This window comes from Streptomyces sp. NPDC086519 (assembly GCF_040686075.1).
Classification (GTDB): domain Bacteria; phylum Actinomycetota; class Actinomycetes; order Streptomycetales; family Streptomycetaceae; genus Streptomyces; species Streptomyces shenzhenensis.
Genome location: NZ_JBFBJL010000024.1, coordinates 134,538 through 154,057, shown reverse-complemented (window position 1 = coordinate 154,057; position 19,520 = coordinate 134,538). Strand labels below are relative to the sequence as shown.

Here is a 19,520-nt window from a genome sequence, read left to right as displayed (position 1 = left end):
CCGGGATCGCCCGGGCCTTCGAGTACTTCGACAAGGTCACGGTCGCCTGTGTCTCCATCGGATCCTGGGAGCCCGGTACCGGCCCCTCCGCCGTGTCCGCCTTCCACATGTGGCCCACAAGTCGTCCACAGAGGAGGATTGCATTCCGCAGGTCACGGGTATGACGGGCTACGACCGTGAAGCACCGGCCGGCCGTGGGAGGGACCCCTCGTGATGCTCCTGGAAGTCCTTGGATCAGCACTGCTCGGCCTGGCCTTGTCGTGGACCGCGGCCAACCGCCTGTCCCACCGGCTCCCGGCCCGCCCCCTGGTGTTCTCCACGGGCGTCGCGGGAGCCCTCTTCGGGGACTTCGTCACCCACAGCGCGCTCGGCCCCGGCGCGGTCCTGGTCACTCTTCTGGGCGCGGCGATCGTCTCGGCGGCGTCCCTGTCCCTGCTGCTCCGCCCGGCGGGCCGCCGCCTGCGCCGACGATCGATCCCGGCGTAGCTCTTCGAACGCCCCGAGCCGAGGCGCGCCCCGAGAGGCGCGGGGAACTGCGCGACCAGCCCCCACCGGCCGCAGGCCCCGTGCCTCCCCGCAACCACCCCCCACAGAGCGCTACGCCGCCAGCCCCAGCGCAGCCATACGCTTCGTGTGCGCCTCGGTGATCCGCGAGAACATCCGCCCCACCTCGGCGAGATCGAACCCGTCGGCCACACCCCCGACCAGCATGGTCGACAGCGCGTCCCGGTCGGCCACCACCCGCTGCGACTGCGACAGCGCCTCGCCCATCAACCGCCGCGCCCACAAAGCCAGTCGGCCCCCCACGCGCGGGTCGGCGTCGATGGCCGCGCGCACCCTCTCCACCGCGAACCCGGCGTGCCCGGTGTCGTCGAGGACGGCCAGCACCAGCTCGCGGGTGTCCGAGTCGAGGCGCGCCGCGACCTCCCGGTAGAAGTCACTGGCGATCGAGTCGCCGACGTACGCCTTGACCAGGCCCTCCAGCCAGTCCGACGGCGCCGTCTGCCGGTGGAAGCCGTCGAGGGCCGCGACGAACGGCTCCATCGCCTGCGTGGCGTCCTCGCCGATCTCCGTCAGCCGGTTGCGCAGCCGCTCGAAGTGGTGGAACTCGGCCGACGCCATCTTCGCCAGCTCGGCCTTGTCCACCAGTGAGGGCGCCAGCTTGGCGTCCTCCGCGAGGCGCTCGAACGCCGCGAGCTCGCCGTACGCGAGCGCGCCGAGCAGGTCCACGACCGCGGCACGATAGTGCGGGTCGGCAGCCGCCTGCCCCCAGTCCTGGGCGGCGACACCGGTCGGTTCGGCGGAGGCGGTCTCAGGCTTGTCAGAGCTCGTCATGAAGCGCACAATAGCCCGCCCGTCGACTCGGGGAAGCCCCTGGTCAACCACTGTGACTACCATGACGTGACCAAATCGGCCATCACATGTGCACGATTCCGGGGTATGGTGGTAATGCGCCTGCTGGTACGCCGTCGAATCTCGGCGTACCTCGACAGGCCGCACGTATGAGGATGCCCGGTCGGTGGCCCGATCGGCTCCGACCCGACAGCCCTCCCGGCTCGTACGGCACTGTGCGTACGACGACCGGAGGGACACACCCTCAGCGGTACGAGCGCTAGAGCGTCGGCAGAGGTCCCGTGCACTACGGCGTGCCCCACGGCCCGCCCGTAAGGCAGCCGACGTCCCCGGCACGGTCCGTCAAAGACCCCCGCGCTCGCCTCGCGCCGCGACACACAGAAGAGGCAGCACCCTGACTACGACGTTTCGTGAACTCGGAATCCTTCCCGAGACCGCCGAGGCCCTGGAAGCCATCGGCATCACCACCGCCTTCCCCATCCAGGAGATGACACTCCCGGTCGCCCTGTCCGGCACCGACGTCATCGGCCAGGCCAAGACCGGCACCGGCAAGACCCTCGGCTTCGGTCTGCCGCTGCTGGAGCGCGTCACCGTCCCCGCCGACGTGGAGGCCGGGCGCGCCGCCCCCGAGGACCTCACCGACGCTCCGCAGGCGCTCGTCGTCGTCCCCACGCGCGAGCTGTGCACCCAGGTCACCAACGACCTGCTGACGGCCGGCAAGGTCCGCAACGTGCGCGTGACGGCGATCTACGGCGGCCGGGCCTACGAGCCGCAGGTCGAGGCCCTGAAGAAGGGCGTCGACGTGGTCGTCGGCACCCCGGGCCGGCTCCTCGACCTCGCGGGCCAGCGGAAGCTCGACCTCAAGCACATCAAGTCGCTCGTCCTCGACGAGGCCGACGAGATGCTCGACCTGGGCTTCCTGCCCGACGTCGAGAAGATCATCGACATGCTTCCGGCCAAGCGCCAGACCATGCTGTTCTCGGCCACCATGCCGGGCGCGGTCATCGGCCTCGCGCGCCGGTACATGCGCCAGCCCACCCACATCCGCGCCACCGCGCCGGACGACGAGGGCGCGACCGTCGCGAACATCGCTCAGTTCGTCTACCGCGCGCACTCCATGGACAAGCCGGAGATGATCGCGCGCATCCTGCAGGCCGAGGGCCGCGGACTCGCGATGATCTTCTGCCGCACCAAGCGCACCGCCGCCGACATCGCCGAGCAGCTCCAGCGCCGCGGCTTCGCCTCCGGCGCCGTCCACGGTGACCTCGGCCAGGGCGCCCGCGAGCAGGCGCTGCGCGCGTTCCGCAACGGCAAGGTGGACGTCCTCGTCTGCACCGACGTCGCCGCGCGCGGCATCGACGTCGAGGGCGTCACCCACGTCATCAACTACCAGTCCCCCGAGGACGAGAAGACGTACCTGCACCGGGTCGGCCGTACCGGCCGCGCGGGCGCGTCGGGTACGGCGATCACGTTCGTCGACTGGGACGACATCCCGCGCTGGCAGCTGATCAACAAGGCGCTGGAGCTGGGCTTCAACGACCCGGTGGAGACGTACTCGACCTCCCCGCACTTCTTCGAGGACATGAAGATCCCCGCGGGCACCAAGGGTGTCCTGCCGCGTTCGGAGCGCACGCGCGCCGGGCTCGACGCGGAGGAGCTGGAGGACCTGGGCGAGACCGGCGGCCGCGGTGGCCGGGGCGGTCGCGGTGGCCGGGGCGGTCGCCCCGACTCCCGCGCCGAGTCCCGCGCCGAGTCCCGCCCCGATGCCCGCTCCGAGGAGCGCGAGCGTCCGGCCCGTACCCCCCGCCGCCGCCGTCGCACGCGCGGCGGTACGGCCCTGGACCAGGCCTCCGGTACGGCGTCCACGGCGCCGGCCGCCGAGACCGCGTCGCCCGACGCCACCGCCGACGCCCTCGCGGCGTCGGAGCCGGCGGCCACCCGGACCCCGCGCCGCCGTCGCCGTACGCGCAGCGGGGCGGCGCAGGAGCCGGTGGCGGCCGCCGCTCCGGTGACCGTGACGCCGGAGGCCGTCGTGGAGACGGTCGAGGCCGTCGTCGAACCGGTCGTGGTCGAACCCGCCGCGGTCGAACCCGCCGCGGCGGAGAAGCCGCGCCGCCGTCGCACCCGCAAGTCCGCGGAGACCGCGCCGGTGGCGGAGGCGACGCCGGTGACCGAGGCACCGCAGACCGAAGAGGCCCCGGCAGCCCCCGCGCGCCGTCGTACCCGCAAGGTGGCCGAGGCTCCCGAGACGACCGCCCCCGCGGCAGCCGTCGAGGCGGTCGAGACGGTGGCCGAGGCCAAGCCGCGCCGCACTCGCAAGACGGCCGCGACCGCCGAGGCCGCGGTGGACACCGCCGAGGCCACCGAGGCCAAGCCCCGCCGCCGTACCCGTAAGGCCGCCGAGCCCGTGACCGAGGTCGCACAGGCTCCGGCGGAGGCCGTCGAGGCCCCGGCAGCCCCGGCCCGTCGCCGTACCCGCAAGGTGGCCGAGGCTCCCGAGACGACCGCCCCCGCGGCAGCCGTCGAGGCGGTCGAGACGGTGGCCGAGGCCAAGCCGCGCCGGACCCGCAAGACGGCCGCGACCGCCGAAGCCGCGGTGGACACCGCCGAAGCCACCGAGGCCAAGCCCCGCCGCACCCGCAAGACGACGGCAGCCGCCGCCGAGCCGGAGACGGCCGAGGCGGTCGCCGAGGCGAAGCCGCGGCGGGCCCGGAAGACGGCCGCGGTCGCCCCGGAGGCCGCTGAGGCCGTGGCCGAGGCCGCTGAGGCCGCGCCCAAGCCGCGCCGGACCCGGAAGGCGGCCGAGGCCGCCGTCGACTCCGCCGAGGCCACCGAGGCCAAGCCGCGCCGCACCCGCAAGGCGACGGCAGCCGCCGCCACGGCGGAGATCCCGGCGCAGGCCACCGCGGAGCCGGAGGCCAAGCCGACGCGACGCGCCACCCGCAAGACGGCCGAGTCCGTCGAAGAGGCGGCCGACACCGAGGCGAAGCCGAAGGCCCGCCGCACCCGGAAGGTCACCGCCGCGGCCCCCGAGGCCTGAGCGCACGCCACGACGGCCCGGACCACCCCGTGTGGTCCGGGCCGTCGGCGTTTGCGCACGGCCCGGCGTGCCTCGGGCCGGGGCCGGGGCCGGGATTCACCCACCGGATCCCGGTCGGTCACCCCGCTCCGGTTACCCTCTCCCCCATGAGCAGGCCTCGTACCTTCGTCCCGCCCGCCGGTGCCCGCGCGTACACGCTCGTCACCGACCGGGGTGAGTTCGCCGTCGTCGACGCACCCGTGGCCGCCGGGGTGGAGGCCAGGGGGGTCGCGCTGCTGCTGCCCGGGTTCACCGGGAGCAAGGAGGACTTCAACCGGCTGCACGAGGCGCTGGGCCGGCGCGGGTACCGGACGGTCGCCGTCGACGGGCGCGGGCAGTTCGAGTCGGACGGTCCGGAGGACGACGAATCGGCCTACGCCCAGGAGGAGTTGGCGCGGGACGTGCTCGCGCAGGCGGCGGCGGTCGGCGACGGCGGGCCGGTGCATCTGCTGGGGCACTCGCTCGGCGGTCACATCGCACGCGCGGCCGTGCTCCTCGACCGGTCGCCGTTCCGCTCGCTGACCCTGATGGCCTCGGGTCCGGCACAGATCTCCCCCTCCCAGCAGCAGCGCGTGAAGCTGCTGCGGGACGCGCTCGCCGTGATGTCGATGGCCGAGGTGTGGGAGGCCATGCAGGCCTTGGAGGCACCGGAGGAACTGGACGCGCTGGAGGAGACGCCGGAGGACGGCGAGGATCTGCGGCGCCGCTGGCTGGGCAACAAGCCGGCCCAACTCCTCGCCACCGGGCGCCAGTTGTGCGCCGAGCCGGACCGCGTCGCGGAACTGGCCGCCGTACCACTGTCGTTCCACGTGCTGTCGGGCGCCCGGGACGACACCTGGCCGGTACCGCTGCTGGACGACATGGCGCTGCGGCTGCGGGCACACCGGACGGTCATCGAGGGGGCGGAGCACTCGCCCAACACCGACCGGCCCGCCGCCACCGCCGAGGCGCTCGCCGCGTTCTGGGACGCTGTCGCCGACGCGGGCTAGTACTGCGCCTGCAGGTGCTCCCAGAAGCCGTCCCGCAGGGCGCGGCGCAGGTCGGCCTGGCCGCGCAGGGAGTACTGGAGCATCCTCTCGGCCTCGACGAGGAGGTCCTGGTCGACGGACCCCGGCAGGTAGGGGTGGCCGGGCAGCAGCTCGACGAGCGTCTCACGGCCCCGCGAGGACAGCCACTTCGCGGCGATCTGCGCGCCGATGAAACGGACGTCCTCACGGGCGGGTCTGGTGGCGCCGGCCTCGTAGGCGGGGGCGGTGCGCCGGGAGACGTACGGCTTGAAGAATTCGAGGTCGAGGGTGCGCTGGCTGTCGACCTCCCAGAGCAGCGGCTCGGCCTGGTTGCGGCCCTCGGGGGCCTCGATGCCCCAGAGGTGGACTCGGGCGCCGTAGCCCTGGGCGGCCTCGACCGCCGAGACCAGGTCCTCGTCGCCGCCGAGCAGGGCCGCGTCGCTGATGGCGCGGTGCCGGGCGAGTGACTCCAGGTCCGTGCGGATCAGGGAGTCGACGCCCTTCTGCTGGTTGTTGGCGTTGAGGTTGCCGAGGCGGACCTTGACGTCGGGCAGCTCGGCGATGGCCTGCTGCTCGGCGGTGTGGATGCGGCGGCGGGCGCCGTCGTACCAGTAGACGCGCAGCAGCCGGCTGTCGGCGAAGATCTGGCGCGCCTTGTCGATGAGCGCTTCGATCAGCCCTTCGGCGTCGAGGTCGAAGGCACGGCGGTCCTCCGTCCCGGCGGCGAGCCGGCCCGTGGCCGCGTAGAGGTAGCCCGCGTCCACGAAGATGGCGTGCGTCGAGGGCGTCTTGGCCACTTCGGCGAGCATGCGGGTGAGCAGCTCGTTCGTGCGGTCGATACGGGCCTGGAGGGCGGTGAGGTCGTCGTTCATCGCCTCCATTGTCCCGGCGGTCACGCTGCGAACACAACCGGTCCCGGTCAGTCTCGTACAGACTCTTACCGGTCGGTAATTAGACGTTCGAAAAATTTCCTTAGCGTAGGGAATGTTTGTAACACGCAAGCCGTTGACTCATACGGAACACAGCGACGAAGGGAGAGGCCATGCGCTTCGAAATCATGCGACTCGACGAGGTCGACGGCACCACCGTGGACAGCACTGTCGTGGACGCCGCCTCCGTCAGCGGGATCGTGCAGCAGGCCGCCGCCGTGGGGCAGCGCCTGTGGATCCGACCGGCCGAGACCCAGGCTTCGTAACAAGACGACGCGGCAACGACGGACGAGCACCACACCGACGACGACACAGCGACGACGACACCTCGACGACACGCGGAGCACCGCACAGCTTTCGGAGCCCCCGTACGGCACCCACGCCGTACGGGGGCTCCGCGTATGGAACCCTGAGCGGAGCCCTAAGCGCCCTTGATCACCTGGGTGACACCGTTGATGATCTGCTGTACGGCGATCGCGGAGAGCATCATGCCCGCCAGGCGCGTCACCAGGACCACACCGCCGTCCTTGATGAGCCGGATGATCAGCAGCGAATAGCGCATCACCAGCCACAGCACGACATGGATGGCGAGGATCGCGGCCCATACGGACACCTGCGTGGCCACGCTGCCGGCCTTCTGCACGGCGAGGATGACGGACACGATCGCACCGGGGCCGGCCAGCAGCGGCATGCCCAGTGGCACCAGCGCCACGTTGACGTCCTTGGTCTGCTTCGGCTCGTCGCTCTTGCCGGTGAGCAGGTCCAGCGCGATGAGCAGGAGCAGCAGCCCGCCCGCGATCATCAGCGCGGGCACGGAGACGTGCAGGTAGTTCAGGATCTGGTGCCCCAGCAGCCCGAAGACGGTGATCACGCCGCCCGCCACGCACACGGCCTGGAAGGCCATCCGCTTCTGCACCTTGCCGGGTCGGCCGGCGGTGAGGGCGAGGAAGATCGGGGTGATCCCGGGGGGATCCATGATGACGAACAGGGTCAGGAAGAGGGAGCCGAAGACGGCGAGATCGAACATGGGGGTGCTACAGGCCTTGCGGAGTGAGGGACTGGGGGCGTGCGAGGACTCAGCCTCGGGCCCCGCCGGTCCCCGGCACCGGAAACGCACCGGTCGCCCGCCGCGTGATCTCGCCGTACACCTCGGGGTCCGTGGTGTACTCGCCCAGCGCCACGGTCTTACGGCTGCCGTGGTAGTCGGAGGACCCGGTGACCAGCAGCCCCAGTTCCCCGGCGAGCCCCCGCAGCCGTGCGCGGGTGTCCTCGTCGTGGTCCATGTGGTCGACCTCGATGCCGTCGAGACCGGCCGCGGCCATCTCGGCGATCCCCGCCTCGGGCACCGTACGCCCGCGCTTGGCGGCCCCGGGGTGCGCGAACACGCACACGCCGCCGGCGCCCTTGACCAGCCGGATCGCCTCGAAGGGGTCGGTCTCGTGCTTCTCCACGAAGGCCCGGCCGCCGTCGGCCAGCCACGCTTCGGTGAAAGCGTCGCTCACGGTCGGTACGACACCGAGCTCGACCAGCGCGGAAGCCACGTGCGGCCGCCCGACCGACCCGTCCCCGGCGATCCGCTTCACCTGCTCCCAGGTGACCGGCACGCCCAGCGCGTTCAGCTTGGCGATCATGCCCTGGGCTCGCGGCACCCGGTCGTCCCGGACCAGCTCGCGCTCGGCGAGCAGAGCGGGCTCCTCGGGGTCGAAGAGGTAGGCCAGCATGTGCATGGAGACGCCGCCGACACGGCAGGACAGCTCGGCCCCGGGGACCAGGGTGAGCCCCTCGGGCAGCGCGGCGATGGCCTCGGCGTACCCGCGGGTGGTGTCGTGATCGGTCAGCGCGACGACGTCGAGACCGGCAGCGGCGGCATTGCGCACCAGCTCGGCCGGGGTGTCCGTACCGTCGGAGGCGGTGGAGTGGCAGTGCAGATCGATGCGCACGACGCGGACTCCAACGGGCCGGTACGGATGGGGACGCGTCAAGGATAGCGGCCGACCGGGGCGCCCTGTCACACCCGCAACCTGTGAGCGACCTTTACCTGACCTGCCCAGGGGCGCGGGCGGCATCGAGATACGGCTGCGCCGCGTGGGCGCGCTCAGCCCCCACCGGCCCGCGCACGACCGGCCACACCGGCCACACCGGCCACACCGGCCACACCGGCCACACCGGCCACACCGGCCACACCGGCCACACCGGCCCCTACGGCTCCTACGGCTCCTACGGCTCCTACGGCTCCAGCAAACGCGGCGACAACGCGCCGCAGGGCACCAGATCCAACTCGGCCCCCGCGTCCCGCAAGTCGGTCAGCACCAACTCGTCGTACATGAGCAACCCCGTCTGCTCCGGCCACACCACGGCCCACAGCCACAGCCCCCGAGCCTCGCCCGCGAAGACGGCCCGGTCGTCCGGCGCCCCGGAGACATGCCAGAGCGGGGTCGGCCGCCCCGCCGCCAGCACCTTCGCCTGCGGCGGCTTCTCCACGTTCATGTACGGCCCGGGATCCGGCCCGTCGATCCCCGCGTACCGGGCCCCGAGACCGACGCCCAGTTCCTCGGCGACCAGGATCATCTCCCCTATGCCACCGAGCGGCGCGGGTCCGGAGCAGGCGACGGCGGTCGCGCGCCCTCCGCTGCGGTCGTCACCGGCGCACGCCACACCCGTGAACAGCCAGCCGACCGGCAGCGGCCAGGGCATCCAGACCGGGACCTGGGTGCGGTGCACCACCACACCGAGGGCCTCGACGCCGGGCGGGATCACGGGCTGCACCGGATGCACGGTCCCGTGCACATCGCACTGCCAGGTGTCGGCGAAGAGTCCGGGAGCCCTGACCCGGCCACCACACTTCGGGCAACTGGGTTCGCCCCTCATAGGGCCCCACGGTCCTACCCCGGATCCCCCACGTCAAGGACGATCACCCGTCCGGGCGGAACCAGTCACCGGAAGGAACTAGATGCGCCTTGCATTAGTTAGCACCTCTAACTTACTATGTGTATAAGCCAACCAAATCCGTAACGGAATCCGCACAGGCATTCACGGCACAGAGTGGAGGAAGCGCATGGACGACCCATTCGACGCGGGAGCGGGCAGCATCCTGCGGCAGCCGAAGGCCGTGTGGGCGACGGCCGGAGCGTCCGTCGTCGCCTTCATGGGCATCGGACTCGTCGACCCGATCCTGCCCTCCATAGCCAGGGGACTGGACGCCACACCCGGCCAGGTCTCCCTGCTCTTCACCTCGTACTTCCTGATCACCGCCGTGGCGATGCTGCTCACCGGCTTCGTCTCCAGCCGGATCGGCGGCCGCAGGACCCTGCTGCTCGGCCTCGCGTTCGTGGTCGTCTTCGCGGGCCTGGCCGGCACGTCCGACACGGTCGGCCAGCTGGTCGGCTTCCGGGCCGGCTGGGGCCTCGGCAACGCCCTGTTCGTCTCCACCGCCCTGGCCGTCATCGTCGGCGCGGCGGCCGGCGGCAGCGCCGCCGCGATCCTGCTCTACGAGTCGGCGCTCGGCCTCGGCATGGCGTGCGGCCCGCTGCTGGGCGCGGTGCTCGGCAACATCAGCTGGCGTTACCCCTTCTTCGGCACCGCCACCCTGATGGCGATCGGCTTCCTGTGCATCACCGCGTTCCTGAAGGAACAGCCGAAGCCGGCCCGCAGGACCTCGATCCTGGATCCGATCCGGGCACTGGGCCACGGCGGCCTCGCCTCAGCGGCGGCCTCCGCCTTCTTCTACAACTACACGTTCTTCACCGTGCTGGCCTTCACCCCGTTCGTGCTGAACATGACCCCGTACCGCTCGGGCGCGGTCTTCTTCGCCTGGGGTGTGCTGCTCGCGCTCTTCTCGGTGGTCGTCGCCCCGCGCCTGCAGAAGCGGTTCGGGTCCCTGAAGGTGCTCGGCGGCTCTCTGGTCCTGCTCGCCGCCGACGTCCTCGTCCTCGGCTACGGCGGCCACACCGCCGCCGTCGTCTGCACGATCCTGTCCGGCGCGTTCATCGGCGTGAACAACACGGTCTACACCGAACTGGCCCTCGGCGTGTCGGACGCGCCGCGCCCGGTGGCGAGCGCGGGCTACAACTTCGTCCGCTGGTTCGCCGCGGCGGCCGCTCCCTACTTCGCGCCGAAGATCGAGGAGTGGACCGACATCCACGTCCCGTTCGCAGTGGCGGCGGTCACCGCGGTCCTGGGCGCGGTGGTGGTGCTCGTACGACGGAACGCGCTGACCCACGACGCCGCGGAACTGCAACCGCGGCACGCCACCGAGGACAGCGTCACGGTCTTTGCCAACTGACTCGCCGTGAACGGCGTTTGGTGAGCTTGCTCACCAAACGCGTTCAGTCCAGCGGGACGGATGTCCGGTGCGGGTCCCGGAGGTCCGTCCCGTTCGCGAGCCAGCGCTCCTGGAGGGCCCCGGCGCCGTGCACGCGCTTCCAGGCCGCCTCGTTCGGCGTCATCGGCAGCAGCGGCAGGAACCGTACGGGATCGAGAGGCGCGTCCAGTTCCAGATCCTCGACGAGACCGCCCGGCTCGCCGACCAGGACGGAGGTGAAGGGCGCCCCCGGCCACAGCGGACCGCCGACGTCCAGCGACGCGCCCGGCGTCACGACCAGGCCCTCCACCTGCGGAGACGCGGCGAGTACGGCGAGCGGGCGGAGCACCTTGTCGGTCTCGGCGAGCCCGGCCCGGACCGACAGGACCAGTTCGGCGCGCGGTCCCTTCACGGGGTCCGCGACCATCGCGGTGGGGTCGGTCATGGGGTGTGCGGACATGCCGAGGGTGGCGTAGCGGACGACGTCCTCGCCCTGGAGATCCTCGTGGAAGCGGAGCACCTCGATGCGGTCCGTGCCGAGGAAGGTGACCGCCGCGCGCGCGTCCGGTTCGCCCAGTGCGGTGGTCAACCGGGCTTCGACCAGAGGAAGAACTTCAGCCATGGCGTGAGCATAGAACTCGTCAGTGCCGGGCAAAGGGGCGCCTTGACACCGAGGCCTGCTGCTACTCTGGCCGCGGCGGTTCGGGGCAGCACGCAGTGCGTCGCGGTCAGACCCCGACGCCGACAGGACTCCCTTACGAGGGACCGGCTGGAGGAGGTGGGGCTGTCATGGATCGAAGTCACCCGTGCAGTACCACTCGCTCTTCCGGCCTCTGATTTCTTCTCTGGCTGGCTGCCGCCTTCTCGTGCGCGTTGTCGTTCGGAAGAGCACTTCGTTTCGCTTGCCTGATCCTTCTGACCGGTCCGTTCCGGACCCCGCTGGATCCGTTTGTCTGATCTGAATCAGTAGCGAAGTCGCCACCGCAACGGTGCGGTGCTCCCCGCTTTGTGGACGTGCCAAACATCCGAAGCCAGGACGTCCCCATTCCGGGTAGTTCCACCCGTTCGCCGGCGGTCTTCCGCTGCCTGTCGCGAAGGAGCCTGCCCATGTCGATGATCCGCGACCTGCGTGCCGTCGTCCGCCCGTCCCGTCCCTCGCTGCGCAAGAGCCTGCGTCCGGACAGCGGCGCGTACGACACCACCCGCGACCCCGGCACGCCGTCGGCCGTCGTCGACTGCGCCGTCTACCGCGACGGCGCCCGGGTCGAGACGGGCAAGCCGCTGACCCCGCACGAGGCGATGCGGCTGGTGCGCCGTGACGGCGGGTTCGTGTGGATCGGGCTGCACGAGCCGACCGAGGCCGAATTCGCCGGTATCGCGAGCGAGTTCGGGCTGCACCCGCTGGCCGTCGAGGACGCCGTCCAGGCCCACCAGCGCCCGAAGCTCGAACGCTACGACGACTCGCTCTTCACTGTCTTCAAGACCATCCACTACGTCGAGCACGACCAGCTCACCGACACCAGCGAGGTCGTGGAGACCGGCGAGGTCATGTGCTTCACCGGCCGGGACTTCTTCATCACCGTCCGGCACGGCGGGCAGGGCTCGCTGCGGGCGCTGCGGCACCGGCTCCAGGACGACCCCGAGCTGCTCGCCAAGGGCCCCTCGGCCGTGCTGCACGCCATCGCCGACCACGTCGTGGACGGTTACATCGCCGTCGCCGACGCCGTGCAGGACGACATCGACGAGGTGGAGACCGAGGTCTTCACGCCGGGCCGGGGGGGCGGGGTGTCCCGGGGTGTCGACTCGGCGCGGATCTACCAACTCAAGCGCGAGGTGCTGGAGTTCAAGCGCGCGGTCTCGCCCCTGCTGCGCCCGATGCAGCTGCTGAGCGAACGGCCCATGCGGCTGGTCGACCCCGACATCCAGAAGTACTTCCGGGACGTCGCCGACCACCTCGCCCGGGTCCAGGAGCAGGTCATCGGCTTCGACGAACTCCTCAACTCCATCCTCCAGGCCAACCTCGCGCAGGCGTCCGTGGCGCAGAACGAGGACATGCGGAAGATCACGGCATGGGCCGCGATCATCGCCGTGCCGACGATGGTGTGCGGTGTGTACGGCATGAACTTCACATACATGCCGGAGCTGCACTGGAGGTACGGCTACCCGGTGATCATGGGCATCACGGTCTGCATCTGCCTCGGCATCCACCGCACGCTCAAGCGCAACGGCTGGCTCTAGGGTGGGCGCCATGACAAGTGAGCTGCTCGACCAGGCCCTCGTCGAGGAGGCCACGAAGAAGTCCGGCCTCGTCTGGGTACGGGCCGCGGGAGCGGCGGCCGCGCGTGCGGTGTGGCACGCGTGGGCCGACGGGGGCGTGTGCCTGGTCGGCGACGGGGCCGAGCAGCCGCTGGGTGAGCTGGCCGACGGGGGGTCGGCGGAGGTGACCGTCCGCAGCAAGGACAAGGGCGGCCGACTGGTCACCTGGACGGCGACGGTCACGGAACTGCCCGCCGGCACCCCGGAGTGGGACGCGGCGGTGGCGGAACTGAAGGGCAAACGCCTCAACGCCCCCGACGGCGAGGCGATGACGGACCGCTGGGCGAGGGAGTGCAGGGTGCTGCGCCTGACGCCGACGGGGGCGGTGCTGCCCCTTCCGGAGGGCAGCCTGTCCGAAGCGCCGGTCGCGTCCCCGGCGACGACCCGCGGCCCCGTCCCGGCCGGCCTGCCACGGCTGCTTTCGAAGCGCCGAAAGCCCAAGTAGCGAGAGCCCGGGCAGAGTTCGGCACCGCCGAACACGACCGCAGTGGCGGACCACCGTTGCGGCGGGATCCAGAAACCCGTCGGCCACCTGCCCCGAACGCCCACAGACCCGCCGGCCCCTCCGATCCGTCGGTCCTGCGGATCCGCCGCAACGGCGCTCAGCCCGCCGCGGCGCCGACCGGCCGTGCCGCACACACGGGTTTGTGGGACCGGCGGGTTTGTGGGGCCGCAAGACTGTGGGAGTGGTGGGCCCATGGGGTTGGTGGGTGGCGGCTTGCGGTCCGCCGCAACGGCGCTCGGCCCCCGCGGCGCCGGCCGGCGGTGCCGGACTCGCCGCACGTGGCCACGTCCCCCACGCCGCCACCGGCCCTTACGACGACGGCAGTTGCTTCCCGTAGTCGACCGTCTCGCCCTTCTCCGGTTCGGCCACGCTGAAGTCCTTGCCCCAGTCGGAGAAGGTGAGGGTGCCGGCGCCGCCGGCGCGTTGCAGGCGGAGAGGGTAGGGCTTGCCCTGAAGGGAGACGTCGAGGGTGCCGCCGGAGCCGCCGTCGCCGGTGATGCGGATGGTGGGGGTACCCGACTGCTCGTGGTGACCGGCCGTCGAGAGCGAACCGTGCAGGGTCAGCAGGCCCGAGAGGAGGACGTCCTTGTCCGTGAAGCCGCTGAACTTCTTGTACGCGGGATCCGACCGCGGCACCTTCACGTACTTGCCGTCGAGCTTGGTCGCGGCGGTCGTGTCGCTGCCGTCGGCGTGGTTCCAGAACCCCGCGTCAGCCTGCAGATACAGCGTGTCGCCGACCCGCAGGAGCTGGAACGTCGAGCCCTTCGAGGTGACCGACCCGGTCCCGCCGTCCTTGTTGAGGCGCATGTCCAGCTGGTACGTACGCCCGCTCGTGACCACCGTCCCCGCCATCCGCACCGTCGCCACCGACGCCGCCGCCGCCCGCGTCTTCGACTGGATCACGTCCGGCGCCAGCTTGCCCACCCCGTTCGTGCCCGCGTCCGGATCCCCTCCGCATCCGGTGAGGACGGCCAGTGCGCACACGGCGGTGACCAGTGCGGCGCGGCGAGTACGGCCCGGAGCGATCGCGGTCACGGACAGTGCCGCCTTTCTGAGGGGTCCGGCAGGGCGTACCGCAGCGTACCGGTGCCCGAGCCGCCCGGCGGAGCCAGTCCGTCCGGACCGCCCACCAGGGCGTATCCGATCGGTACGGGCTAGCCTGAAGCCCACCGAGCGGGCGAAAGAGACTGAAAAACACGCAAGCGGTACTTCGGTAGGTAAGGAAGCAACACCATGGCAGCCGGCGCTCCCCGCATCTTCGTCTCGCACCTCGCCGGTGTCCCCGTCTTCGATCCCGCCGGCGACAAGGTGGGCCGCCTCCGGGACCTCGTCGTCATGCTGCGGGTGCGCCGCCGCCCGCCCCGGCTGCTCGGCCTGGTCGTCGAACTGTCCACCCGGCGCCGCATCTTCCTGCCCATGACCCGGGTGACCGGCGTGGAGTCCGGCCAGGTCATCACCACCGGCGTGCTGAACGTCCGCCGCTTCGAGCAGCGCCCCACCGAACGTCTGGTCTTCGGCGAACTCCTCGACCGCCGTGTCCAGCTGGTCGAGACCGGCGAGGAGGTCACCGTCCTCGACCTGGCCGTGCAGCAGCTGCCGGCCCGCCGGGACTGGGAGATCGACCGGGTCTTCGTCCGCAAGGGAAGGACCGGGACCTTCCGGCGGACCAGGGGGGAGACGCTCACCGTCGAGTGGTCCCAGGTCACCGGGTTCTCCCTGGAGGAGCACGGCCAGGGCGCCGAGAGCCTGCTCGCCACCTTCGAGCAGCTGCGCCCCGCCGACCTCGCCAACGTGCTGCACCACCTCTCCGCCAAGCGCCGCGCGGAGGTGGCCGCGGCCCTCGACGACGACCGGCTGGCCGACGTACTCGAGGAACTCCCCGAGGACGACCAGATCGAGATCCTCGGCAAGCTGAAGGAGGAGCGGGCGGCGGACGTCCTGGAGGCCATGGACCCGGACGACGCGGCCGACCTGCTCGGCGAACTCCCCGAAGCCGACAAGGAACGGCTGCTGAGCCTGATGGAGCCGGCGGACGCGGCCGAGATGCGGCGCCTGATGTCGTACGAGGAACACACGGCGGGCGGTCTGATGACCACCGAGCCGATCGTCCTGCGTCCGGACGCCACCGTCGCCGACGCCCTCGCCCGGGTCCGCAACCCCGACCTCTCCCCGGCCCTCGCCGCCCAGGTCTACGTCTGCCGGCCGCCCGACGAGACCCCGACCGGCAAGTACCTGGGCACCGTGCACTTCCAGCGGCTGCTGCGCGATCCCCCGTACACCCTGGTCAGTTCGCTGGTCGTCGACGACGACCTGCAACCCCTCGACCCCGACGCCACGCTCCCGGTCATCGCCGGGTTCTTCGCCACGTACGACATGGTCGCGGCGCCCGTGGTGGACGAAGCGGGGGCGCTGCTCGGCGCGGTGACCGTGGACGACGTCCTCGACCACATGCTGCCGGAGGACTGGCGGGAGACCGAGTTCCACCTGGCCGAGGGGGAGCCGGCGGCGGAGAAGACGCCGGGAAGGGGGGCGGGGATCCATGGCGCCTGAGCGCGAGAGCACCCGTGAGCGGACGCCGTCGGGCGCCACCGCCGCCAGCCGGTCGCGCGGCCACCGCCTGGACCAGCCGCGGCCGCCGCGGCGCAGGCTGCTGCCCGAATGGGACCCGGATGCCTTCGGACGGCTGTCCGAGCGCATCGCCCGCTTCCTGGGCACCGGACGGTTCATCGTCTGGATGACGTTCGTGATCATCCTGTGGGTCCTGTGGAACATCGTGGCACCCGGCAGGTTCCGCTTCGACGAGTACCCGTTCATCTTCCTGACCCTGGCCCTGTCGTTGCAGGCCTCCTACGCGGCCCCGCTGATCCTGCTCGCGCAGAACAGGCAGGACGACCGCGACCGCGTCAACCTCGAACAGGACCGCAAGCAGAACGAGCGGTCCATCGCCGACACCGAGTACCTGACCCGGGAGATCGCCGCCCTGCGCATGGGCCTGGGCGAGGTGGCGACCCGGGACTGGATCCGCTCCGAGCTCCAGGACCTGCTGAAAGACATGGACGAGCGGCGGGACGGCCATCACGAACATGCGGTATTCCCGGCAGAACGGTCGGCGGGGCGTGACGTAGACGACCGCTGAGGGGCGTTATAGGGGGCCTGGGCCGCGCCGTACCATCGTTGGTATGGCTAGCGAAGACGCGGTGCGCGAGGCACTGGCGACGGTGAACGACCCCGAGATCAACCGGCCCATCACCGACCTGGGGATGGTCAAATCGGTGGTGATCGGGGAGGACGGCGCGGTCGCGGTCACCGTGTACCTGACCGTGTCCGGCTGCCCCATGCGGGACACGATCACCCAGCGCGTCACCGAGGCGGTCTCCCGGGTCGAGGGCGTCACCCGGGTCGACGTCACCCTGGACGTGATGAGCGACGAGCAGCGCAGGGAGCTGGCCTCCGCCCTGCGGGGCGGCCAGGCCGAGCGCGAGGTCCCCTTCGCCAAGCCCGGCAGCCTCACCCGCGTCTACGCGGTCGCCTCCGGCAAGGGCGGTGTCGGCAAGTCGTCGGTCACGGTCAACCTCGCCGTCGCGATGGCCGCCGACGGCCTCAAGGTGGGCGTGGTCGACGCGGACATCTACGGCCACTCGGTCCCGCGCATGCTCGGCGCGGACGGCAGCCCGACCCAGGTCGAGAACATGATCATGCCGCCGTCGGCGAACGGTGTGAAGGTCATCTCCATCGGCATGTTCACGCCGGGCAACGCCCCGGTGGTCTGGCGCGGCCCGATGCTGCACCGCGCCCTCCAGCAGTTCCTCGCGGACGTCTACTGGGGCGACCTGGACGTCCTCCTCCTCGACCTGCCGCCCGGCACCGGTGACATCGCCATCTCGGTCGCCCAGCTGGTCCCGAACGCCGAGATCCTGGTCGTGACCACGCCTCAGCAGGCGGCGGCGGAGGTCGCCGAGCGGGCGGGCTCCATCGCGGTCCAGACCCACCAGAAGATCGTCGGCGTGGTCGAGAACATGTCCGGCCTCCCCTGCCCGCACTGCGGCGAGATGGTCGACGTCTTCGGCACGGGCGGCGGCCAGAGCGTCGCCGACGGCCTCACCCGCACGACGGGTACGACCGTCCCCGTCCTCGGCTCCATCCCCATCGACGTCCGCCTCCGCGAAGGCGGCGACGAGGGCAAGCCGGTGGTCCTGACCGACCCGGACAGCCCGGCGGCAGCTGCCCTGCGCGGCATCGCCGGCAAGCTGGGCGGCAGGCAGCGAGGCCTCTCCGGCATGTCCTTGGGGATCACCCCGCGCAACAAGTTCTAGAGTTCCGGACCGCAACCGCAGCGCCCCGCAAGGGGCGCGGCGCTGTTCCCGTGTGCGGCTCCGCCGCACGGGCGCGACAAGCCACGACGCACCCGCGGTCGCGCGACGACCGCAGCCCCCTACGGCGAAGGGGCGCCACACACCACCGGCGCCCCTTTTCTCATGCGTACGCAGCAATGTCCTTGATCATCGCGAACCCCAGCCCGTACGCGCTCATCCCCCGCCCGTACGCACCGAGATGCACGCCCTCCTCCGTGGACCCGGCCAGCACCCACCCGAACTCCGACTCCCGGTAGTGGAACGGCGTGGCCACTCCGTCCACCGGCAGTGACAACGTCGACCAGGCGTCGCCGGCCAGGTCGTCCGCCAGCTCCCACGCGGTCTCGGTCTGCTGCTCCAGCCAGTCGTCCCGCAGGCTGTGGTCCATCTGGCCCGGCCAGGTGAAGGAGAGCAGGCCGACGCCCGCCAGCCACGCGGCGGACGCCACCGACGTGGCCTCCAGGAGACCGGTCCCGTCGGCGCTTCTTCGGGACGGGCTCGCCGCGACGGTCACCACCACCGCGAACTTCTCCCTCGACTCGCTCGCGGCCGCGGCCGCGGCCAGGTGCTCGTTGCGCACCGACGGCTCGTCCCCGTGCCCGATCGAACCGTGCTCGACGGCCCCGTCGGCCGCCGTGCCCACCTGCATCAGCCAGCGCGGCCCTGTGAAGGCCTCGTCGAGGCCGTACCAGGGGAAGGGCGCCTCCAGGTAGCCGTCGACCGTGCGGCGGGCCAGGCGGACCTGCTGTTGGTCCTCCGCGACCGGCGCCTGTCCGTCCACCCGACTTGTCGTCTCCATCTGCCCGGACGCCTCCTAGCTCTCGTCGGTCCGGGGCGGCCCGCCCCCCTTCGGGCGCACTCGTCCGGTCCGCACAACAACTCGGCAGCATATCGACACCGCCGCAACCAGCAGCGAAACCGCCCGGTGCGTGGGTCGCACGGGCGGCGGGTTCGGGGGGTAAAAGACATATGAGCGGCGCACACGCGGTATGAAACGCGTCACGTGCGCCGCTCATGCGCGGGTCGGTGATCGGGAGTCAGGTGGCGTCCGCGTCGAAGGGCGGACGGTCGTTGCCCGGATCATCCGGCTTCTTGCTCATGTCGATCCGGCCGCTCCCCGAGGAACCGCTCCCGGAGGACGACGGCGAGGGGTCGGTGTCGCGGCTGTGCACCGCGTCCGTGACCTCGGCCATCTCCTTCTTCAGGTCGAAGCCGTTGCGGATCTCCTTCAGCCCCAGCTCGTCACTGTCGAGGTGCTTGCGGATGAAGGTCTTGGGGTTGAGGTCCTCCAGCTCGAAGTCCTTGAACTCCGGACCGAGTTCCTGCCGGATGTCTTCTTTGGCGCTCTCCGAGAACTCCCGGATCTTGCGGATGGTCCGCATGACGTCCTGGATGACCTTCGGGAGCTTGTCCGGACCGAAGACGAGCACGGCGAGGACAACGATCGTCACCAGCTCTAGTGGTCCTATGTCATTGAACACCTGAAGCTCCTTGCGATGTCCTCGGTCCTCGGCCCTCCGGTCGCTGTTGCGGGTCTTCCGTGGTCCGGGCCGGGTCCACGGTACCCGGCGGACCTGTCCGTCCGGTACCGCCCCGAGGTGTCCGACTGCGTGTGTACGACCGGTTTTCCGGGTTGTTTGCCTAGTCGGGACACGAGCGGGGCCCCGGCTGTGAGGTTT

General features: G+C 71.3%; 19 protein-coding genes. 10 read left to right on the top strand and 9 right to left on the bottom strand.

Annotation, left to right across the window (positions count from 1 at the left end):
- Positions 1-213 precede the first annotated feature (213 nt).
- Positions 214-486 carry a hypothetical protein gene (locus tag AB0P24_RS23725; protein WP_181807052.1) on the top strand — a complete coding sequence of 91 codons (273 nt, stop codon included), beginning with the start codon at positions 214-216 and terminating at the stop codon, positions 484-486.
- Between the two features lie 111 nt (positions 487-597).
- On the opposite strand, the gene AB0P24_RS23720 is transcribed toward AB0P24_RS23725, so the two are convergent.
- A complete protein-coding gene (locus AB0P24_RS23720; protein ID WP_365797092.1) occupies positions 598-1,344 on the bottom strand; it encodes a ferritin-like fold-containing protein in 747 nt (248 codons plus the stop codon).
- A gap of 496 nt (positions 1,345-1,840) precedes the next feature.
- On the opposite strand from AB0P24_RS23720, the gene AB0P24_RS23715 reads away from it, so the two are divergent.
- Positions 1,841-4,393 carry a DEAD/DEAH box helicase gene (locus tag AB0P24_RS23715; RefSeq protein WP_365797090.1) on the top strand — a complete coding sequence of 851 codons (2,553 nt, stop codon included), beginning with the start codon at positions 1,841-1,843 and terminating at the stop codon, positions 4,391-4,393.
- Between the two features lie 146 nt (positions 4,394-4,539).
- Positions 4,540-5,421 carry an alpha/beta hydrolase gene (locus AB0P24_RS23710; RefSeq protein ID WP_365797088.1) on the top strand — a complete coding sequence of 294 codons (882 nt, stop codon included), beginning with the start codon at positions 4,540-4,542 and terminating at the stop codon, positions 5,419-5,421.
- On the opposite strand, the gene AB0P24_RS23705 is transcribed toward AB0P24_RS23710, so the two are convergent.
- Positions 5,418-6,320, bottom strand: coding sequence for an NYN domain-containing protein (locus AB0P24_RS23705; protein ID WP_365797104.1), 903 nt, complete (start codon positions 6,318-6,320; stop codon positions 5,418-5,420). The genes AB0P24_RS23710 and AB0P24_RS23705 overlap by 4 nt on opposite strands.
- Positions 6,321-6,481: 161 nt before the next feature.
- Here AB0P24_RS23705 and AB0P24_RS23700 point away from each other — a divergent pair, with 161 nt between their 5' ends.
- Positions 6,482-6,634: a hypothetical protein gene (locus AB0P24_RS23700; RefSeq protein WP_093499233.1), complete on the top strand. Its 153-nt coding sequence runs from the start codon at positions 6,482-6,484 to the stop codon at positions 6,632-6,634.
- A 155-nt stretch (positions 6,635-6,789) separates the two neighbouring features.
- On the opposite strand, the gene AB0P24_RS23695 is transcribed toward AB0P24_RS23700, so the two are convergent.
- From AB0P24_RS23695 to AB0P24_RS23685, 3 genes are all read right to left on the bottom strand, one after another.
- The gene (locus AB0P24_RS23695) at positions 6,790-7,395 is read right to left on the bottom strand and encodes a MarC family protein (RefSeq protein WP_365797086.1); all 606 of its coding nucleotides are present in this window, start codon (positions 7,393-7,395) and stop codon (positions 6,790-6,792) included.
- A 49-nt stretch (positions 7,396-7,444) separates the two neighbouring features.
- Complete coding sequence (locus tag AB0P24_RS23690; RefSeq protein WP_365797084.1) at positions 7,445-8,308, bottom strand: PHP domain-containing protein; 864 nt, start codon at positions 8,306-8,308, stop codon at positions 7,445-7,447.
- Between the two features lie 286 nt (positions 8,309-8,594).
- A complete protein-coding gene (locus AB0P24_RS23685; RefSeq protein ID WP_365797082.1) occupies positions 8,595-9,236 on the bottom strand; it encodes a DUF6758 family protein in 642 nt (213 codons plus the stop codon).
- Between the two features lie 187 nt (positions 9,237-9,423).
- Here AB0P24_RS23685 and AB0P24_RS23680 point away from each other — a divergent pair, with 187 nt between their 5' ends.
- On the top strand, positions 9,424-10,650 hold the full coding sequence (locus tag AB0P24_RS23680; RefSeq protein ID WP_365797080.1) for an MFS transporter: 1,227 nt from the start codon (positions 9,424-9,426) through the stop codon (positions 10,648-10,650).
- A gap of 43 nt (positions 10,651-10,693) precedes the next feature.
- Here AB0P24_RS23680 and AB0P24_RS23675 read toward each other — a convergent pair whose 3' ends face one another.
- Positions 10,694-11,290: a suppressor of fused domain protein gene (locus tag AB0P24_RS23675; RefSeq protein WP_365797078.1), complete on the bottom strand. Its 597-nt coding sequence runs from the start codon at positions 11,288-11,290 to the stop codon at positions 10,694-10,696.
- Between the two features lie 485 nt (positions 11,291-11,775).
- Between AB0P24_RS23675 and AB0P24_RS23670 the strand changes: the two genes are divergently transcribed.
- The gene (locus AB0P24_RS23670) at positions 11,776-12,906 is read left to right on the top strand and encodes a magnesium and cobalt transport protein CorA (protein ID WP_365797076.1); all 1,131 of its coding nucleotides are present in this window, start codon (positions 11,776-11,778) and stop codon (positions 12,904-12,906) included.
- Between the two features lie 10 nt (positions 12,907-12,916).
- Positions 12,917-13,429 carry a hypothetical protein gene (locus AB0P24_RS23665; RefSeq protein ID WP_365797074.1) on the top strand — a complete coding sequence of 171 codons (513 nt, stop codon included), beginning with the start codon at positions 12,917-12,919 and terminating at the stop codon, positions 13,427-13,429.
- 369 nt (positions 13,430-13,798) lie between these two features.
- On the opposite strand, the gene AB0P24_RS23660 is transcribed toward AB0P24_RS23665, so the two are convergent.
- Positions 13,799-14,524 (bottom strand): hypothetical protein, encoded by a 726-nt coding sequence (locus AB0P24_RS23660; protein ID WP_365797072.1) that lies wholly within the window; start codon positions 14,522-14,524, stop codon positions 13,799-13,801.
- Between the two features lie 198 nt (positions 14,525-14,722).
- Here AB0P24_RS23660 and AB0P24_RS23655 point away from each other — a divergent pair, with 198 nt between their 5' ends.
- From AB0P24_RS23655 to AB0P24_RS23645, 3 genes are read left to right on the top strand one after another with little or no spacing between them, the layout of a single operon-like run.
- Positions 14,723-16,039: a CBS domain-containing protein gene (locus AB0P24_RS23655; protein WP_365797070.1), complete on the top strand. Its 1,317-nt coding sequence runs from the start codon at positions 14,723-14,725 to the stop codon at positions 16,037-16,039.
- Positions 16,029-16,625 (top strand): DUF1003 domain-containing protein, encoded by a 597-nt coding sequence (locus tag AB0P24_RS23650; RefSeq protein WP_365797068.1) that lies wholly within the window; start codon positions 16,029-16,031, stop codon positions 16,623-16,625. Before AB0P24_RS23655 ends, AB0P24_RS23650 begins: the two co-directional genes overlap by 11 nt.
- Positions 16,626-16,668: 43 nt before the next feature.
- The gene (locus tag AB0P24_RS23645) at positions 16,669-17,802 is read left to right on the top strand and encodes an Mrp/NBP35 family ATP-binding protein (protein ID WP_365797066.1); all 1,134 of its coding nucleotides are present in this window, start codon (positions 16,669-16,671) and stop codon (positions 17,800-17,802) included.
- Positions 17,803-17,962: 160 nt separating this feature from the next.
- Here the strand turns inward: AB0P24_RS23645 and AB0P24_RS23640 are convergent, their stop codons facing one another.
- Together AB0P24_RS23640 and AB0P24_RS23635 are read right to left on the bottom strand one after the other, a co-directional pair.
- Positions 17,963-18,640 (bottom strand): hypothetical protein, encoded by a 678-nt coding sequence (locus AB0P24_RS23640; protein WP_365797064.1) that lies wholly within the window; start codon positions 18,638-18,640, stop codon positions 17,963-17,965.
- Between the two features lie 238 nt (positions 18,641-18,878).
- Positions 18,879-19,322: a sec-independent translocase gene (locus tag AB0P24_RS23635; RefSeq protein ID WP_365797062.1), complete on the bottom strand. Its 444-nt coding sequence runs from the start codon at positions 19,320-19,322 to the stop codon at positions 18,879-18,881.
- Positions 19,323-19,520 lie beyond the last annotated feature (198 nt).

Excerpts from the sequence above, each read along its gene's own strand:
- AB0P24_RS23710 (WP_365797088.1), top strand. The coding sequence starts at position 4,540 with ATGAGCAGGCCTCGTACCTTCGTCCCGCCCGCCGGTGCCCGCGCGTAC.
- AB0P24_RS23700 (WP_093499233.1), top strand. The coding sequence starts at position 6,482 with ATGCGCTTCGAAATCATGCGACTCGACGAGGTCGACGGCACCACCGTG.
- AB0P24_RS23665 (WP_365797074.1), top strand. The coding sequence starts at position 12,917 with ATGACAAGTGAGCTGCTCGACCAGGCCCTCGTCGAGGAGGCCACGAAG.
- AB0P24_RS23725 (WP_181807052.1), top strand. The coding sequence starts at position 214 with ATGCTCCTGGAAGTCCTTGGATCAGCACTGCTCGGCCTGGCCTTGTCG.
- AB0P24_RS23645 (WP_365797066.1), top strand. The coding sequence starts at position 16,669 with ATGGCTAGCGAAGACGCGGTGCGCGAGGCACTGGCGACGGTGAACGAC.
- AB0P24_RS23695 (WP_365797086.1), bottom strand. The coding sequence starts at position 7,395 with ATGTTCGATCTCGCCGTCTTCGGCTCCCTCTTCCTGACCCTGTTCGTC.
- AB0P24_RS23680 (WP_365797080.1), top strand. The coding sequence starts at position 9,424 with ATGGACGACCCATTCGACGCGGGAGCGGGCAGCATCCTGCGGCAGCCG.
- AB0P24_RS23650 (WP_365797068.1), top strand. The coding sequence starts at position 16,029 with ATGGCGCCTGAGCGCGAGAGCACCCGTGAGCGGACGCCGTCGGGCGCC.
- AB0P24_RS23715 (WP_365797090.1), top strand. The coding sequence starts at position 1,841 with ATGACACTCCCGGTCGCCCTGTCCGGCACCGACGTCATCGGCCAGGCC.
- AB0P24_RS23675 (WP_365797078.1), bottom strand. The coding sequence starts at position 11,290 with ATGGCTGAAGTTCTTCCTCTGGTCGAAGCCCGGTTGACCACCGCACTG.
- AB0P24_RS23640 (WP_365797064.1), bottom strand. The coding sequence starts at position 18,640 with ATGGAGACGACAAGTCGGGTGGACGGACAGGCGCCGGTCGCGGAGGAC.
- AB0P24_RS23705 (WP_365797104.1), bottom strand. The coding sequence starts at position 6,320 with ATGGAGGCGATGAACGACGACCTCACCGCCCTCCAGGCCCGTATCGAC.
- AB0P24_RS23655 (WP_365797070.1), top strand. The coding sequence starts at position 14,723 with ATGGCAGCCGGCGCTCCCCGCATCTTCGTCTCGCACCTCGCCGGTGTC.
- AB0P24_RS23670 (WP_365797076.1), top strand. The coding sequence starts at position 11,776 with ATGTCGATGATCCGCGACCTGCGTGCCGTCGTCCGCCCGTCCCGTCCC.
- AB0P24_RS23685 (WP_365797082.1), bottom strand. The coding sequence starts at position 9,236 with ATGAGGGGCGAACCCAGTTGCCCGAAGTGTGGTGGCCGGGTCAGGGCT.